Genomic DNA, 17116 nt, shown 5'->3' with positions numbered 1-17116 from the left:
TGGTGGCGGTCCGGTCCGGCACGCGTGGCTACGGCGCGGACCGCGTGTCCAGTTCGCCGTCGAGGACGTCGAACAGTTCGTCGGCGGAGAGCGATGCGAGATCGGTCTCCTCGCTCTGGTCCGGGCGGTGGGTCTCCAGCCACCCGGTCGTCAGGGCCCGCAGCCGGTCGGCGACGCGGCCGTAGACCTCCTCGTCCGGTGTCGCCGACGCCAACGCCGCCTCCAGCCGGGCCAGTTCCGCCTCCAGCGGGGACGCGGTGGCCGTCGGCTCCTGGTCGCCGCCGCTCAGCTGGTCGCGCAGCTCGTCGGCGACGGCGGCGGGCGTCGGGTGGTCGAACACGAGGGTGGCGGGCAGCTTCAGCCCGGTCGCCGCACGCAGGCCGTTGCGCAGCTCCACGGCGGTGAGCGAGTCGAAGCCCAGATCCTTGAACGCCCGGTCGGACCGGATGGCGTCGGCCCCGTCGTGGCCGAGCACCGCGGCGACCTGCGTCCGCACCAGGTCCAGCAGCAGGCCGTCGCGTTCGGCGTCGTCGGTCAGGGCCGCCAGCCTCCGCCGCAGCCCCGCGCCGCCGTCGCCGCCCCCCGCCACACCCGGGCCTGCGACCCGGCGGCGCGGGGTGGCCACCAGGCCGCGCAGCATCCCCGGAATCCGGTCGGCGGGGCGTTCCCGCAGGGCGGCCGGGTCCAGGCGGAACGGCGCCAGCGCCGGTTCCCGCGTACGCAACGCGTCGTCCAGCAGCGCCAGCCCCTCCGCCTGCGACAGCGCGGGCAGTCCCATGCGCAGCATGCGCTTCCGGTCGGCCTCGGCCAGCTCGCCGAGCCCGGTGTCGGCCTCCCACAGCCCGAACGCCAGCGAGGTCACCGGCAGTCCGGCGCGGTGGCGATGGCGGGCGAGCGCGTCCAGGAACACGTTCGCCGCGGCGTAGTTGCCCTGCCCCGCGGCCAGCACGAGCCCGGCGAGCGAGGAGAACAGCACGAACGCCGACAGGTCGCGGCCGGCCGTCAGCTCGTGCAGATTCCAGGCCCCGTCCGCCTTGGGCCGCAGAACCGCGTCCATGCGTTCCGGTGTCAGCCCTCGGACCAGCCCGTTGTCCACGACACCGGCCGCGTGGACGACCGCGTCGACCGGGTGCCGGGCCAGCACTCCGGCGAGCGCGGCGCGATCGGCCACATCGCACGCCTCGATCGCCACCTGCGCGCCGTGGGCCGCCAGTTCGGCGCGCAGGTCCGCCGCGCCCGGCGCGCTCTCGCCCCGGCGGCTGGTCAGGACGAGCCGCCGGACGCCGTGTGCCGTCACCAGATGGCGGGCGACCAGGGCGCCAAGGCCACTGGTCCCGCCGGTGATCAGCACCGTGGACGCCGGATCCCACGGGGTGCGGGCCTCATCCACCGCGGCGGCGGGAACGCGGGCGAATTCGGGAACCAGAAGCTCACCGCCGCGGGCCGCCACCTCGGGCGCGTCGATCACGTCGCTCACGTCCGGCACGGTGGCCTCGTCGTCGAGGTCCAGCAGCAGGAACCGGCCGGGGTTCTCCGCCGCGGCCGCCCGCACCAGACCCCACACGGGCGCCTGGCCCAGATCGACGTCCTCGTCCTCGACCGCCACCGCGCGGCGGGTGACGACCGCGAGCCTCGCCTCGTCCTTGCCGTGGTCGGCCAGCCACTCCTGGATGCGCGCCAGCACCTCGCCCAGGACCAGGCGTACGGCCTCGGGCGCGTCCCCCGCCGCGCGCGGGACCTCGTACACCTCGACCGGTGCCTCCGGGAGGGGGCGGCCCGTTGCCTTGGTCCAGGTGAGCGCGAACAGCGACTCGCGGTGGTCACCGCTTCCCCGCAGCTGCTCGGCCGAAACGGGCCTCGACGCCAGGTTCGCCACCGACAGGACGGGCGCCCCGGTCTCGTCGGCGACCAGCACCTCCGTACCGTCGCCCCCCTTCCGGTGCGACAGCCGGACGCGCAGCGCCGAGGCGCCGGCCCGGTGGAGCGAGACGCCGCCCCAGGAGAACGGCAACTCCGGCGCCCCGTCAGCGTCGCCTTCGACCAGCCCGACGTGCATCGCCGCGTCCAGCAGCGCCGGATGCACACCGAACCGGGACGCCTCCGCCCCTTCGGGCAGCGCGACCTCGGCGAACACGACGTCATCGCCGCGCCGCCAGGCCGCCCTGAGTCCCTGGAAGGCCGGACCGTAGTCATAACCGCGGGCGAGCAGGGCCTCGTAGGCGCCGTCCACCGGAAGCGGTGTCGCGTCGGCCGGTGGCCAGACGCCGAGATCGGACGACGGTGGTGTGGCGGACGGGACGATGCCGCCGGTGGCGTTACGGGTCCATGTCTCGTCGTCGAGGGACGAGTAGATCTCGATGCTGCGCGCGCCGGACGCCTGCGGGCCACCCACGACGACCCGTACCGCTACGCCGCCCTTCTCGGGGACGACGAGGGGCGCTTCGAGGGTCAGCTCGTCGATCGCCTCGCATCCCACCTGGTGAGCGGCGTGCAACGCCAGCTCGACCAGCCCGGTGCCGGGCAGCAGCAGGGTGCCCAGCACATCGTGATCCGCGAGCCAGGGCTGGGCGTCGAGGGAGAGCCGCCCGGTGAACACGGCCCCACCGGTGTCCGGCAGCACGACCCGCGCGCCCAGCAGCGGATGGTCGAGCGAGTCGGCCCCGGCGAGGGTCTTCGGCTGCTCGATCAGCCAGTAGCGCTCGCGCTGGAAGGCATACGTGGGCAACTCCACCCGCCGCGCCCCGCGCCCCGCGAACACCGCACCCCAATCCACCGCCACACCCGCCACAAACAACCGCCCCACCCCGGCGAACACACCCTCCACCTCAGAACGGTCCCGGCGCAGCGTGGCCGCCATCGTGCCCTCGACGGACTGCTGCGCCATCGCCGTCAGCACACCATCCGGCCCCACCTCCAGGAACCGGGTCACACCCTCCTCCCGTAACGCACACACGTCATCGGCGAACCGCACCGCCTCCCGCACATGCCGCACCCAGTACCCCGCCGACCCCACATCCTTGACCAGCCGGATCCCCGGCCGACCGTAGGTGACGGTCTCGGCCACCTCGCGGAACTCCTCCAGCATCGGATCCATCAACGGCGAATGAAACGCATGCGAGACCGACAGACGCCTCGTCTTACGGTCACCGAACCGGTCGGCGACCTTCGCCACCGCATCCTCGGCACCGGAAACCACCACCGACGAAGGGCCATTGACCGCAGCGATCCCCACCGCACCGTCCAACAGCGGCGCCACTTCCCCCTCCGTGGCCTGAATCGCCACCATCGCCCCACCGGACGGCAACGCCCGCATCAGCCGCCCCCGCGCCACCACCAGGCGCGTCGCGTCCTCCAGGCTCAGCACTCCCCCGACGTGGGCGGCGGCCAGCTCGCCGATCGAATGACCGACCAGGTAATCCGGGCGGATCCCCCAGGACTCCACCAGCCGGAACAGGGCCACCTCCAGGGCGAAGATGGCGGGCTGGGTGAACTCCGTACGTTCCAACGCCGCCGCATCACCCCACATCACCTCTTTCAACGGCAGCCCCGACGCCTCGCACACCGCGTCGAAAGCCGCCGCGAAGACCGGGAAGGTGTCATACAACTCCCGCCCCATCCCCAGGCGTTGACTACCCTGTCCGGTGAACAGGAACGCCAGCTTGCCGCCCTCGCCCGCCGTCACACCGCTGATCGTCTCCGACCCGACCAGCACCGCACGATGCTCCAGCACGGCACGCCCCGTCGCCGCCGAGAACGCCACATCCAGCTCATCGTGATCCGCGGCGAAGGCACTGATCCGCTGAATCTGGGCGTGGAGCGCGTCAGGTGTCTTCGCGGACACCACGATGGGCGCCACCGGGAGTTCGCGGCGCTCCCCGGGCTGGTCCTCGGCCGGTGGGGCTTCCTCCACGATCACGTGGGCGTTCGTCCCACTGATGCCGAAGGAGGAGATGCCCGCGCGGCGCGGGTGCTCGCCGCGCGGCCACTTCCTGGGCTCGGTCAGCAGCCGGACGTTGCCCGCCGACCAGTCCACCTGCGGCGTCGGCTCGTCCACATGCAGCGTCCTCGGCAGCACATCGTGCCGCATCGCCTGCACCATCTTGATGATGCCCGCGACACCGGCCGCCGCCTGGGTGTGGCCCATGTTGGACTTGACCGACCCCAGCCACAGCGGCTCGTCCCGATCCTGTCCGTACGTCGCCAGCAGCGCCTGCGCCTCGATCGGATCGCCCAGCGTCGTCCCCGTACCATGCGCCTCGACAGCGTCCACCTCAGCGGCCGACAGACCCGCGTTCGCCAACGCCTGGCGGATCACGCGCTGTTGGGACGGGCCGTTCGGGGCCGTCAAGCCGTTGCTGGCGCCGTCCTGATTGAGGGCGCTCCCCCGTACGACCGCCAGCACCGGGTGACCGTGACGCCGCGCGTCCGAAAGCCGCTCGACCAGCAGCATGCCCACACCCTCGCCCCACGCGGTGCCGTCGGTGGAGGAGGAGAAGGACTTGCAGCGGCCGTCGGCGGCCAGGCCGCGCTGTTCGCTGAAGTCGATGAACGACTGCGGCGTCCCCATGACGGTCACGCCGCCGACGAGGGCGAGTGAGCATTCGTCGCAGCGCAGTGCCTGCGCCGCCCAGTGCAGGGCGACCAGCGACGACGAGCACGCCGTGTCCACCGTCACCGCGGGGCCTTCGAGACCGAGGGTGTAGGCGACGCGGCCGGAGACGAGGCTGCCGCCGCCGGTGCCACCCGAGTAGTCGTGGTACATGACCCCGGCGAACACCCCGGTCGGGCTGCCCTTCAACGTGCCCGGGTCGATCCCGGCGCGTTCCAGCGCCTCCCACGACACCTCGAGCAGCAACCGCTGCTGCGGGTCCATGTCGCGGGCCTCTCGGGGGCTGATGCCGAAGAAGTCGGCGTCGAACTCCGCCGCGTCGTGCAGGAACCCGCCGTCGCGCACATAGGTCTTCCCGGGCTTGCCGGGCTCGGGGTCGTAGATGTCCTCCACGCCCCAGCCCCGGTCGGCCGGGAACTCAGAGATCGCGTCCACGCCCTCGTCCACCAGCCGCCACAGCCCCTCGGGCGAGTCCACCCCGCCCGGATAGCGGCACGCCATCGCCACGATGGCGATCGGCTCGTCGTCCGCCCGGACCATGGCGGGCCCGGCCGCCGTGTTCTCCACGGCGCCGGACAGCCCGCCCAGGAGGTGGCGGGCCAGCTCGCCGGGGGTCGGGTAGTCGAAGACGAGGGTGGCGGGCAGCCGGAGCCCGGTGGCGGCGCCCAGGAGGTTGCGCAGCTCGATGGCGGTGAGGGAGTCGAAGCCGAGGTCGCGGAAGGCCCGTTCGGGGTCGACGGCCCCGGCTCCGGCAAGGCGGAGGACGGTGGCGGCCTGGGAGCGGACGAGGGCGAGGAGTTCGGCGGCGCGTTCGTCGTCGTCGGTGAGTGCGGCCAGGCGCCGCCGTAGCGCGTCGGTCGCGGGGGCCGTGGCGTCGGCGACGCGGCGCGATCGGCCCCGTACGAGGCCGCGCAGGAGCGGTGGGGGTGTGTCGAAGGCCGCCAGGTCGAACCGGGCGGGCACCAGCGCGGGTTCCGCGGCACCGGCGGCCGCGTCGAGCAGGGCGAGGCCGTCTTCCGGTGCCAGGGTGCGCAGCCCCGCCTGGTCGAGACCGTCCGCCATGCCCTCTCCGGCCCACGGCCCCCAGGCCAGCGCCAGCGCGGGGAGCCCGGCGGTGTGCCGGTGACGCGCGAGGGCGTCCAGGAAGGTATTGGCGGCCGCGTAGTTGCCCTGTCCGGGCGCGCCGAGGACACCGGCGACGGACGAGAAGAGCACGAACGCGGTCAGCCCCATGTCACGGGTCAGCTCATGCAGATGCCATGCCGCGTCCGCCTTCGGGCGCAGTACCAGGTCCATCCGCTCCGGTGTCAGCGACGCGATCACTCCGTCGTCCAGCACGCCCGCCGCGTGCACGACCCCGCCGATGGTCCGGCCGTCGAGCAGCGTGGCGAGGGCGTCGCGGTCGGACGCGTCGCACGCCGCCACCTCGGCCTCGGCGCCCAGCGCGGCCAGCTCCTCCGTCAGCTCGGCCGCTCCCGGAGCCTCCGGGCCACGGCGGCTGGTCAGCAGCAGCCGCCGTATCCCGTGCCGGGTGACGAGGTGGCGGGCGACGGCGGCGCCGAGGGCGCCGGTCCCGCCGGTGATCAGGACGGTGCGTTCGGTGTCCCAGGTGGGCGCGTCCGGGCCGAGCGGCGCCCTGGCCAGCCGGGGTACCCGCACCTCGCCGTCACGGACGCACAGCTCGGGCTCCCCGGTGACCAGGACGGAGCGGGGATCGACCGGCACATCGGTGTCGGTGTCGACGAGTACGACGCGGCCGGGGTTCTCGCTGGCGGCGGCGCGTACCAGCCCCCGGACGGCGGCGTGGCCGAGGTCGGAGCCGTCGATCGCGCCGTGGGTGACGACGACGAGGGTGGCGTCGCCGTCCGCCGCGGTCCGCACGGCCTCCAGCACACCGCCCAGCGCCGCGTGCACCGCGCTCGGTATGTCGCCGGTCGTCGGCGGGCAGTGGTGGACGGCCACCTCGGTGTGGTCGGCCGGCGGCGGCCCGCCGGTGGCCGGGACCCACTCGACGCGGAAGAGGGCGTCCGCCACCCGGGCCGAGGCCAGGGCGAGTCCGTCGGCGGTGACGGCGCGCAGCGTCAGCGAGCCGACCGAGGCGACGGGCCGTCCCATGGCGTCGGCCAGCTCCAGCGCCACCGTGTCGTCGCCCCCGATGCGCAGGCGGACCCGGGCGGCGGTGGCGCCCTCGGTGTGCAGGGTGACGTCCGACCAGGAGAACGGCAGGACGGTCGGGCCGTCGTCCGTCAGGTCGAGGGCGTGCAGCGCCGAGTCGAGCAGGGCGGGGTGGAGGCCGAAGCGTCCGGCGTCGACACCGGCCGGGAGGGCGATCTCGGCGAACGTATCGTCGCCGCGTCGCCACGCCGTGCGCAGTCCGCGGAACGCGGGCCCGTAGTCCAGCCGCTCGTACAGCCCTTCGGTGGCGAGGGGTTCGGCGTCGCGCGGTGGCCACGCGGCGAGGTCGGTGGCCGGTACACCGGCGTCGGGTGCCAGGATCCCTTCGGCGTGCTGGACCCATTCGCGGTCGATCGGGGCGTCGTCGGCGCGGGAGTACACGGCCACCGGGCGGCGGCCGGACGCGTCGGGCGCGTCGACGGCGACCTGGAGGTGGACGCCGCCGTGGTCGGGCAGGATCAGGGGCGCGCCCAGGGTGAGTTCCTCGACGCGGTGGCATCCGACCTGGTCCCCGGCGCGTACGGCCAGTTCCACGTACGCGGTGCCGGGCAGCAGCACGGAGCCGAGCACGGTGTGGTCGGCCAGCCAGGGGTGGGCGCCGGTGGCCAGCCGTCCGGTGAACACCACACCGTCCGAGCCGGGCAGCCGCACCATCGCGCCGAGCAGCGGGTGGTCCGGCCGGTCGAGACCCGCGGAGGTGACGTCGCCGCCCCGGCCGCTCTTGTCGAGCCAGTAGCGGGCGCGCTGGAAGGGGTAGGTGGGCAGGTCGACGCGCCGGGCGCCCCGTCCGTCGAACACGCCCGCCCAGTCGACGCGCAGGCCCGCGCCGTGCAGCCGGCCGAGGGCGGTGAGGGCGGCGACCGCCTCGGGGTCGCGGCGGCGCAGCGCCGGGACGAGTACGGCGGTGTCGGCGGAGGTGGTGAGGCACTGCCGGGCCATGGCGGCCAGGACGCCGTCGGGCCCCAACTCCACGTAGCGGGTGACCCCTTCGGCCTCCAGCCGGGCCACCGCGTCGGCGAACCGGACCGTGTCACGGACGTGCCGCACCCAGTGGGCGGCGGTGGTGACGTCGCCGTCCGCCATGACCGGGACGCGTGGCTCGGCGTACGTGACGGTCTCGGCGACGTGGCGGAACTCGTCCAGCATCGGGTCCATCAGGGGCGAGTGGAAGGCGTGCGAAACCGTCAGGCGGTTCGTCCTGCGGGCGCCGAGCCGTTCGAGGGCCGCCGCGACGGTCGCCTCGACGCCCGCCTCGGTGCCGGAGAGCACCACCGAGGTGGGGCCGTTGACGGCGGCGATGCCGACGCCGTCGCCGAGCAGCGGGGCCACCTCGTCCGGCGTGGCCTCGACGGCCACCATCGCACCGCCGGGCGGCAGCGCCCCCATCAGCCGGGCCCGCGCGGTGATGAGCCGGGCCGCGTCGGCGAGGGAGAACACCCCGGCCACATGGGCGGCGGCCAGCTCGCCGATCGAGTGTCCGGCGACGAAGTCGGGCCGTACGCCCCACGATTCCAGCAGCCGGAACAGCGCCACCTGCAGGGCGAAGATGGCGGGCTGGGTGAACTCGGTGCGGCTCAGCGCCTCCTCGTCGCCCCACATCACCTCGCGTACGGCCGGGTCCAGCGCGGCGCACACCTCGTCGAAGGCGCGCGCGAAGACGGGGAACGCCGCGTGCAGCTCCCGGCCCATGCCCAGGCGCTGGCTGCCCTGTCCGGTGAACAGGAAGGCGGTCAGCCCGGTGGGCCGGGCGACGCCGCCGGGGGCCGTGTCCGCCGTGTCGTCCGCCAGCGCCGTCAGCTCGTTCAGGATCTCCTCGCGGTCACGACCGATGACGACGGCGCGGCGGGTCAGCGCGGCCCGGCCGGTGGCGAGGGAGAAACCCAGGTCCACGGGGTCCAGGCCGGGCGTGGCCCGCAGGTGGCCGGCCAGTTGCCGGGCCTGGGCGCGCAGGGCGGCCGTGGTGCGGGCGGACAGGGGCAGCGGCACGGGTACGCCCGGGAACGCGGGCTGCCCGGCGGGCTGGGGCTCGGGGGCGGGGGTGGGATCGGCCTGTTCGATGATCACGTGGGCGTTGGTGCCGCTGACGCCGAAGGAGGACACCGCGGCGCGGCGCGGACGGCCGGTGTCGGGCCAGTCGCGGGCCTCGGTGAGGAGTCGTACGTTCCCCGCGTCCCAGTCCACCTGCGGCGTCGCCGCGTCGATGTGGAGCGTCTTCGGCAGCGCGCCGTGCCGGATGGCCTCGACCATCTTGATGACGCCCGCGACGCCGGCGGCGGCCTGGGAGTGGCCGATGTTCGACTTGATCGAGCCGAGCCAGAGCGGGCGGTCATCAGAGCGGTCCCGGCCGTACGTGGCGAGCAGCGCCTGCGCCTCGATCGGATCGCCGAGCGAGGTCCCGGTGCCGTGCCCCTCCATGGCGTCGACGTCGGCCGGCGTCAGCCCGGCGGCGGCCAGCGCCTGCTGGATCACCCGGCGCTGGGAGGGGCCGTTGGGGGCGCTGAAGCCGTTGGACGCGCCGTCCTGGTTGACCGCCGAGCCGCGTACCACGGCGAGCACGGGGTGGCCGTGGCGGCGGGCGTCGGACAGCTTCTCCAGCAGCAGCACGCCCGCGCCCTCCCCCCAGCCGGTGCCATCGGCGGAGGCGGCGAACGAGCGGCAGCGGCCGTCGGGCGAGAGCCCGCGCTGCTCGCTGAACTCGATGAACGTCTCGGGCGTGGCCATCACGCTGACGCCCCCGGCCAGCGCCAGCGCGCACTCCCCCGTACGCAGCGCCTGCGCCGCCCACTGCATCGCCACCAGCGACGAGGAGCAGGCGGTGTCGACGGTGACCGCCGGGCCCTCGAAACCGAGGGTGTAGGCGATCCGCCCGGACACCAGGCTGCCGTCGCTGCTGGTGATGCCGTAGTCGTGGTACATCGCTCCGGCGAACACGCCGGTGCGGCTGCCGCGCAGCGACGCCGGGTCGAGGCCGGCCCGTTCCACCGCTTCCCAGGTGATCTCCAGCAGCAGCCGCTGCTGGGGGTCCATGGTCAGGGCCTCGCGCGGGCTGATGCCGAAGAACTCGGGGTCGAAGTCGGCGGCGTCGTACAGGAATCCGCCGTGGCGGACGTAGCTCTTGCCGGGCTTTCCGGGCTCCGGGTCGTACAGGGCGCTCAGGTCCCAGCCACGGTCGCCGGGGAACGGGCCGATGGCGTCGCGGCCCTCGGCGACCAGCTCCCACAGCCCCTCCGGGGAGGTGACACCACCGGGGAAGCGGCAGGCCATGCCGATGATCGCGATGGGTTCGGTGGCGGCATGCGCGGCGGCGCGCAGGCTCTCGTTGTCCTGCCGCAGCCGCTCGTTCTCGACGAGCGAGCCGCGCAGCGCCTCGACGATCTCCTCGACCTTGGCTTCCACCGTCGTCTCAGCCTCCGCTCACCGTCGTGGTCCGCGCGCCGGTGGCGCCGACCGTGTCAAGGAATGTGCCGAGCACCTCGGTGAAGCGTTCCGGTTCCTCGAGGTGCGGGGCGTGGCTGGAGTCTTCGAAGATCTCCCAGCGGGCGTTCGGGATGAGTTCCGAAAAGGGGCGCACGGTGACCGGGGTGGCCTCGTCGTGGCGGCCGGAGACGACGAGGGTGGGCACATCGATGCGGGGCAGGTGGTCGACCACCGACCAGTCGCGCAGGCTGCCGATGACATGGAACTCGTTGGGGCCGTTCATGGTGCGGTAGACCGTCGGGTCGGTGACGGCCTCCAGGTACGAGGCCATGAGTTCGCCGGGCCACGGGTCGAGGCGGCACACATGGCGGCTGTAGAAGACGAGCATCGCTTCCAGGTATTCGTCGCTGTCGGTGGTGCCCGCGGCCTCGTGCCGCCGCAGCGTGTCGTCCACACCGGGCGGCAGTTGGGCGCGCAGCACGTCCATCTCCGACAGCCACAGCGGGTACGAGGCGGGGGCGTTGGCGACGATGAGGCCGCGCAGCCCGGCGGGGCGGGCCGAGGCGTGCCAGGCGGCCAGCATCCCGCCCCAGGACTGTCCGAACAGGATGTAGTCGTCGGCGATGCCGAGCCGGTGGAGGAGGTTGTCCAGCTCGTCGCGGAAGAGCTGGGGGGTCCAGAAACCGGGGTCGGCGTCCGGCAGATGGGTGGAGCCCCCGTTCCCGAGCTGGTCGTAGTGCACCACGGGCCAGCCGTGGTCGGCGAAGTCGGCCAGCCGGATCAGGTAGTCGTGCGTGGATCCGGGGCCACCGTGGACGACGACGAGGGCCGGGCGGCCCGATCCCGGCTGTCCGGTGATGCGGTACCAGGTCTTGTGCTCCCGGAAGGGAACGGTTCCTTTGGCCGTGGGCGTGGGCGCCATGTCTCAAACCACCTCGGTTCGGGTCCTGTGCGTCGGTCGCGGTGTCAGTCGAGCGCCGTCAGCCACTCGTCGATGACCCGGGCGGTCGTCGGGGCGTGGTCCTGCCCGAGCGAGAAGTGGTCGCCCGGCACGGTGCGCAGGGTGTGGTCCGGGTCCCAGGGCCGGGCCCGCATCTCGGCCGGGTCGACACCCTCGGGCGGTGCGACGAACGGCTCGGCCGCCTGGACGAACAGGGTCGGCGCGGCCAGCGGTACGGGGTCGAAGTCCCCCAGCACCCCGAAGTAGTGCGGCATCGCCGACAGCCGCGCCGCGTCGTACGGTCCGAAGGCCGACTCCATCGCCAGCACCTCCCCCATGAGCTGGTCGAACCCGACCTTCATCGCCGTGTCGTCGACGCGGAAGGTGTCGACCAGGATCAGCCCGGCGGGCGGCACCTCGGCCACCTCCTCCAGATGCCGGGCGAGGACGTGGCCGATGATGCCGCCGGAGGAGTAGCCGAGCAGCGCGAACGGCTCGCCCCCGGCCGCCTCCAGTACGGCGTCGGCCAGCACCCGCGAGAGCGCATCGGCCGAACCGGGTAGCGGCTCGTCCCGGGCGAATCCGGGCAGCGGCAGCGCGGACACGTGGCGGATGTCCCGGAATTCCGCGCCCAGCCGGGCGTGCTGGTGCACACCGCCGACCGCCATGGGCGTGGCCAGGCAGATCAGCCGGGTACGGCGCGGGCCGTCGGCCAGCCGCACCGCCCTCGGAGCGCGGTCGAGGTCGCCGGGCGCGGCGAACCGGGGCCGCAGCGCCGCGACCGCCGACATCAGCGCCAGCGCGCCGGAGGAGTCACCGGCGCGCACGGCCTGCCGGAACAGGCCGGTCACGCTCTCGTCCGTCTCCGTCTCCGTCTCCGTTTCTGTCTCTCTCCGGGCCTGCGGCTCGGTGGCGGGGAGCATGGCCAGCTCATCGGTGAGGAGACGGGCCAGCCGGGACGGGTTCTTGCTGTCGAACACCGCCATCGCGGGCAGCTTCAGCCCGGTGGCGGCGTTCAGCGCGGTCCGCAGCTCCATCGCGGTGAGCGAGTCGAATCCGGCCTCCAGGAAGTCCCGCTCGGGGTCCACGGCTTCGGGGCCGCTGTGTCCGAGCATGGTGGCGGCCAGGCTCAGCACCAGATCACGCAGCGCTCCCTCCCGCCGCTCGGCGGGCAGCGCCGCCAGCTCACGCCGCAGCGCCGCCGGATCGGCAGCCGCCGCACGGTGTCCGGAGGCGGGGACCAAGCCGCGCAGCAGCACCGGGAGTTCGCCACCGGCCGCGCCGCGCAGCACCCGCAGGTCCAGCCCCATCGGCACCAGTACCGGTTCGGGGCGGGCGGACGCGGCGTCGAACAGCGCGAGGCCGTCGTCCACCGACAGCGCGGGCAGGCCCTGGCGGCGCAGCCGTCGCAGGTCGGCCTCGCCCAGGCCGCCCGCCATTCCGCCGGTGTCCGCCCACAGCCCCCAGGCGAGGGACTGCGCGGGCAGCCCTTCGGCGTGGCGGTGGTGGGCGAGCGCGTCGAGGAAGGTGTTGGCGGCGGCGTAGTTGCCCTGGCCGGGCGCGCCGAGCACCCCCGCAGACGACGAGAACAGCACGAAGGCGCTTAAGGAGTGGCCGCGGGTGAGCTCGTGCAGATTGAGCGCGCCGTCCACCTTGGGGCGCAGCACCTGGTCCAGGCCGTGCGGGGTCAGGTTGGCGATCAGGCCGTCGGCCAGCACCCCGGCCGTGTGCACGACGGCGCCCAGCGGCCGATCGGCGAGCAGTGCCTTCAAAGCTTCCCGGTCCGCCACGTCGCAGGCCGCGATCTCCACCGTCGCGCCGAGGCCGGTCAGCTCCTGGTGGAGTGCGGCCGCGCCCTCGGCGTCCATACCGCGACGGCTGGTCAGCAGCACGTCGCGGACGCCGTGCTCGGCGACCAGGTGGCGGGCGACGAGCGCGCCGAGGCCGCCCGTACCACCGGTGATCAGCACGGTGCCGAGCCGGTCCCAGGTGGTCGCCCGTTCCGGGGCGGCGGGGGTGCGTGCCAGGCGGGGTACGAGGATGTCGGCGCCCTGGACGCGTAGTTCCGGCTCGCCGGAGGCGATGGCCCGGCCGATGGGTTCCCGGTCGTCGCCGTCCGTCTCCAGCAGCGCGAAGCGCTCCGGGTCCTCCGCGTGGGCGGCGCGGACCAGGCCCCGGGCGGCCGCGTGGGCGAGGTCGTCGCCGCGCGTGACCACCATGAGCCTGCGGTCGGCGAACCGCTCGTCGGTGAGCCAGGTCTGCAGGGCGCGGAGGGTCGCGCCGGTGACCGTTCTGACGTCGTCGGCGATGCCGCCCGTGCCGCCAGGGAGCGTCAGCGCGACGGTGGCGGGCACCCGGCCGGTGAGTTCCGCCAGGTCGGCGACCATCGTCCAGTCGGTTTCGGCGGCGGGGGCGGGAGCGGGCGTCCACGCGATGTGGAAGAGGGAGTCGGCGGGCGTCGCGGGCGACGGTGCGAGTTGCGCGGCCGACACCTCCCGCGCGATCAGCGACGCCACGGACGCCACGGGCCGCCCCTGGGCGTCGGCGATACGCAGCTCCATCGCGCCCTCGCCCCGGGGCGTGAGCCGGACGCGCGCGGCCGTGGCGCCGGAGGCATGCGGCCGGACCCCCTTCCAGGCGTACGGCAGCCTCATCGCGTCGTCGTCTCCCGAGCCGAGCAGCACCGCGTGCAGCGCGGAGTCGAGCAGGGCCGGATGCAGTACGAAACGCCCGGCACCGGCCGCGTCGCCGAGCGCCACCTCGGCGAACGTCTCGTCGCCGGCGCGCCAGGCCGCCTTGAGCCCCTGGAACGCCGGGCCGTAGCCGAAACCGGCCTCCCGGAAACGTTCGTACGCGCCGTCGGTGGCGATCCGCACCGCCTCGGGCGGCGGCCACCGCGTCAGGTCGGAAGGCGGCGGCGCGGCGGTGTCCTCGGGCGTCAGCGCGCCCTCCGCGTGCAGGGTCCAGGCCGCCTCCGGGCCGGCGTCCTCGGACTGCGCGTGGAGGGTGAGGGGGCGTCGGCCCGTGTCGCCGGCCGGTTCGCCGACCGTCAGCCGCAACCGCACCCCGCCGCCCTCGGGCAGGGTCAGCGGCGCGTGCAGCGTCAGCTCTTCGAGGACGGGGCAGCCGACCCGGTCGCCCGCGCGCAGGGCCAGTTCCACGTACGCGGTCCCGGGCAGCAGCGTCGTGCCGAGCACCGCGTGGTCGGCCAGCCAGGGCTGGGTGTCCGTCGACAGCCGCCCGGTGAACACCACGGTCCGGGATCCCGGCACCGCCACTTCGGCGCTCAGCAAGGGGTGGTCGAGCGCGGTGAGGCCCATGGACGCGGCGTTTCCGCCCTCGGTGGCCACCGGCGCCGACAGCCAGTAGCGGCTTCGCCGGAAGGCGTAGGTGGGCAGATCGACGCGGTGTGCTCCCCGTCCCGCGAAGAGGGCCGTCCAGTCGGGAGAGGCACCCGTGGTGTGCAGTTGCGCGACCGCCGTGAGCAGCGTCGTGGCCTCGGGCCGGTCGCGGCGCAGAGCGGCCGCCGCCGTGGCGTCCGGGGCCGTCTGCCGGGTCATGGCCGTGAGGATGCCGTCCGGCCCGATCTCCAGGAACCGGGACACGCCCTCGCTCTCCAGACGGCTCACATCGTCGGCGAACCGCACCGCCTCCCGCACGTGCCGCACCCAGTACTCGGCCGACGCCATGTCCTTCACCAGCCGGATCCCCGGCCGACCGTAGGCGACGGTCTCGGCCACCTCGCGGAACTCCGTCAGCATCGGATCCATCAACGGCGAATGGAACGCGTGCGAGACCGACAAACGGCTCGTCTTACGGTCACCGAACCGGTCGGCGACCTTCGCCACCGCATCCTCGGCACCGGAGACCACCACCGACGACGGACCATTGACCGCAGCGATCCCCACCGCACCGTCCAGCAGCGGCGCCACTTCCCCCTCCGTGGCCTGAATCGCCACCATCGCCCCACCGGACGGCAACGCCCCCATCAGCCGCCCCCGCGCCGTGATCAGCCGCGCGGCGTCCTCCAGGCCGAACACCCCCGCGACATGCGCCGCCGCCAGCTCCCCGATGGAATGGCCGGCGAGGAAGTCCGGGCGAAGCCCCCAGGACTCCACCAGCCGGAACAGGGCCACCTCCAGGGCGAAGATGGCGGGCTGGGTGAACTCCGTGCGGTGCAGCGCCGCCTCGTCACCACCCCACATCACCTCCTTCAACGGCAGCCCCGACGCCTCGCACACCGCGTCGAAAGCCGCCGCGAAGACCGGGAAGGTGTCATACAACTCCCGCCCCATGCCCAGGCGTTGACTGCCCTGTCCGGTGAACAGGAACGCCACCTTGCCCTCGCGGGTCCTGCCGGTGACGACGGACGGCGACGGGGTCTTCCGGGCCAGCGCGGTGAGGCCCGCGAGGAGTTCCGTACGGTCGTCGGCGACGACCCCGGCGCGGTGTTCGAGGGCCGCGCGGCCGGTCGCCAGCGAGAAGGCGACGTCCACGGGGGTCAGGTCCGGTCGTTCCCGCAGATGGGAGTAGAGGTGTTCGGCCTGGGCCCGCAGCGCCTCCGGGTTCCTGCCCGACAGGGTCCACACGACGGGCCCCTCGGTGACAGCCGGGGCCGCGTCCTCCTCGGCCTCGACGGGCGGGGCCTCCTCGATGATGACGTGGGCGTTGGTGCCGCTGATGCCGAAGGACGACACGCCCGCGCGGCGCGGACGCTCGCCGCGCGGCCACTCCCGCGCCTCGGTGAGCAGCCGGACCTCGCCCGCCGCCCAGTCCACCTGCGGGGTGGGCTCGTCCACGTGCAGCGTCCTCGGCATGACACCGTGCCGCATCGCCTGCACCATCTTGATGACGCCCGCCACGCCCGCCGCCGCCTGGGTGTGACCGATGTTGGACTTGATCGACCCCAGCCACAGCGGCTCGTCCCGGCCCTGGCCGTACGTGGCGAGCAGCGCCTGCGCCTCGATCGGGTCGCCGAGCGTCGTCCCCGTGCCGTGCCCCTCGATCAGATCGACCTGGTCGGCGGAGACCCGGGCGTTGGCCAGCGCCTGCTTGATCACCCGTTGCTGGGCGGGGCCGTTGGGCGCGGTCAGGCCGTTGCTGGCGCCATCCTGGTTGATCGCCATGCCCCGTACGACCGCCAGCACCGGGTGGCCGTTGCGGCGCGCGTCCGACAGCCGCTCGACCAGCAGCATGCCCACGCCCTCACCCCAGCCGGTGCCATCGGCGGCCGCCGCGTACGACTTGCAGCGGCCGTCGGGGGCCAGCCCGCGCTGGTGGCTGAATTCGATGAACGTCTCCGGCGTGGCCATCACCGTGACACCACCCGCGAGCGCGAGCGAGCACTCCCCCGACCGCAGCGCCTGGACCGCCCAGTGCAGGGCGACCAGGGAGGAGGAGCAGGCGGTGTCGACGGTGACCGCCGGGCCCTCCAGACCGAGGGCGTAGGCGACACGGCCGGAGGCGATGGCGCCCGTGCTGCTGTTGTAGGTGTAGTCGTGGTACATCATCCCGGCGAACACACCGGTCGGGCTGCCCTTGAGCGTCGACGGGTCGATCCCGGCCCGCTCCAGCACCTCCCAGGACGCCTCCAGCAGCAACCGCTGCTGCGGATCCATGACCATCGCCTCATTCGGCGCGATCCCGAAGAACTCGGGGTCGAACTCTGCCGCGTCGTACAGGAACGCCCCTTCCCGGCTGTACGTCTTGCCGGGGCGTCCGGGCTCGGGGTCGTAGATGCCCGCCTCGTCCCAGCCACGGTCGGTGGGAAACCGCGAGACGGCGTCCGTTCCGTCGGCGACCAGCCGCCACAGCTCCTCGGGCGAGGCCGCGCCGGGATAGCGGCAGCTCATGGCCACGATCGCGATGGGTTCGCGGGAGGCGGCCCGCAGGGCGCGGTTGCTCGCGCGCAGGCTCTCGGTCTCCTTGAGCGACGCGCGCAGCGCCGCCACGAGCTTCTGGTCGGTGTCGGCCAT

The 17116-nt window shown here is 74.0% G+C and carries 3 protein-coding genes; all 3 read right to left on the bottom strand.

Annotated features, from left to right (window positions below; all coding sequences use genetic code 11):
• Positions 1–28 precede the first annotated feature (28 nt).
• The 3 genes from ABZ562_RS01800 to ABZ562_RS01790 are packed head-to-tail and all read right to left on the bottom strand — an operon-like array spanning position 29 to position 17116.
• A complete protein-coding gene (locus tag ABZ562_RS01800) occupies positions 29–10180 on the bottom strand; it encodes a type I polyketide synthase (RefSeq protein ID WP_361472493.1) in 10152 nt (3383 codons plus the stop codon).
• A gap of 7 nt (positions 10181–10187) precedes the next feature.
• Positions 10188–11123, bottom strand: a complete 936-nt coding sequence (locus ABZ562_RS01795) for a proline iminopeptidase-family hydrolase (protein ID WP_361472490.1) — start codon at positions 11121–11123, stop codon at positions 10188–10190.
• Between the two features lie 44 nt (positions 11124–11167).
• Positions 11168–17116 carry a type I polyketide synthase gene (locus ABZ562_RS01790; protein ID WP_361472488.1) on the bottom strand — a complete coding sequence of 1983 codons (5949 nt, stop codon included), beginning with the start codon at positions 17114–17116 and terminating at the stop codon, positions 11168–11170.

Origin of the sequence: Streptomyces sp. NPDC019937 (assembly GCF_040631655.1) — a bacterium.
GTDB lineage: Bacteria > Actinomycetota > Actinomycetes > Streptomycetales > Streptomycetaceae > Streptomyces.
Note: the sequence above shows the minus strand (reverse complement) of the source record. Positions and strands in the feature narration are given on the sequence as shown.

Coding starts and splice junctions, on each gene's coding strand:
- ABZ562_RS01795 (WP_361472490.1), bottom strand. CDS start 11,123: ATGGCGCCCACGCCCACGGCCAAAGGAACCGTTCCCTTCCGGGAGCAC.
- ABZ562_RS01790 (WP_361472488.1), bottom strand. CDS start 17,116: ATGGCCGACACCGACCAGAAGCTCGTGGCGGCGCTGCGCGCGTCGCTC.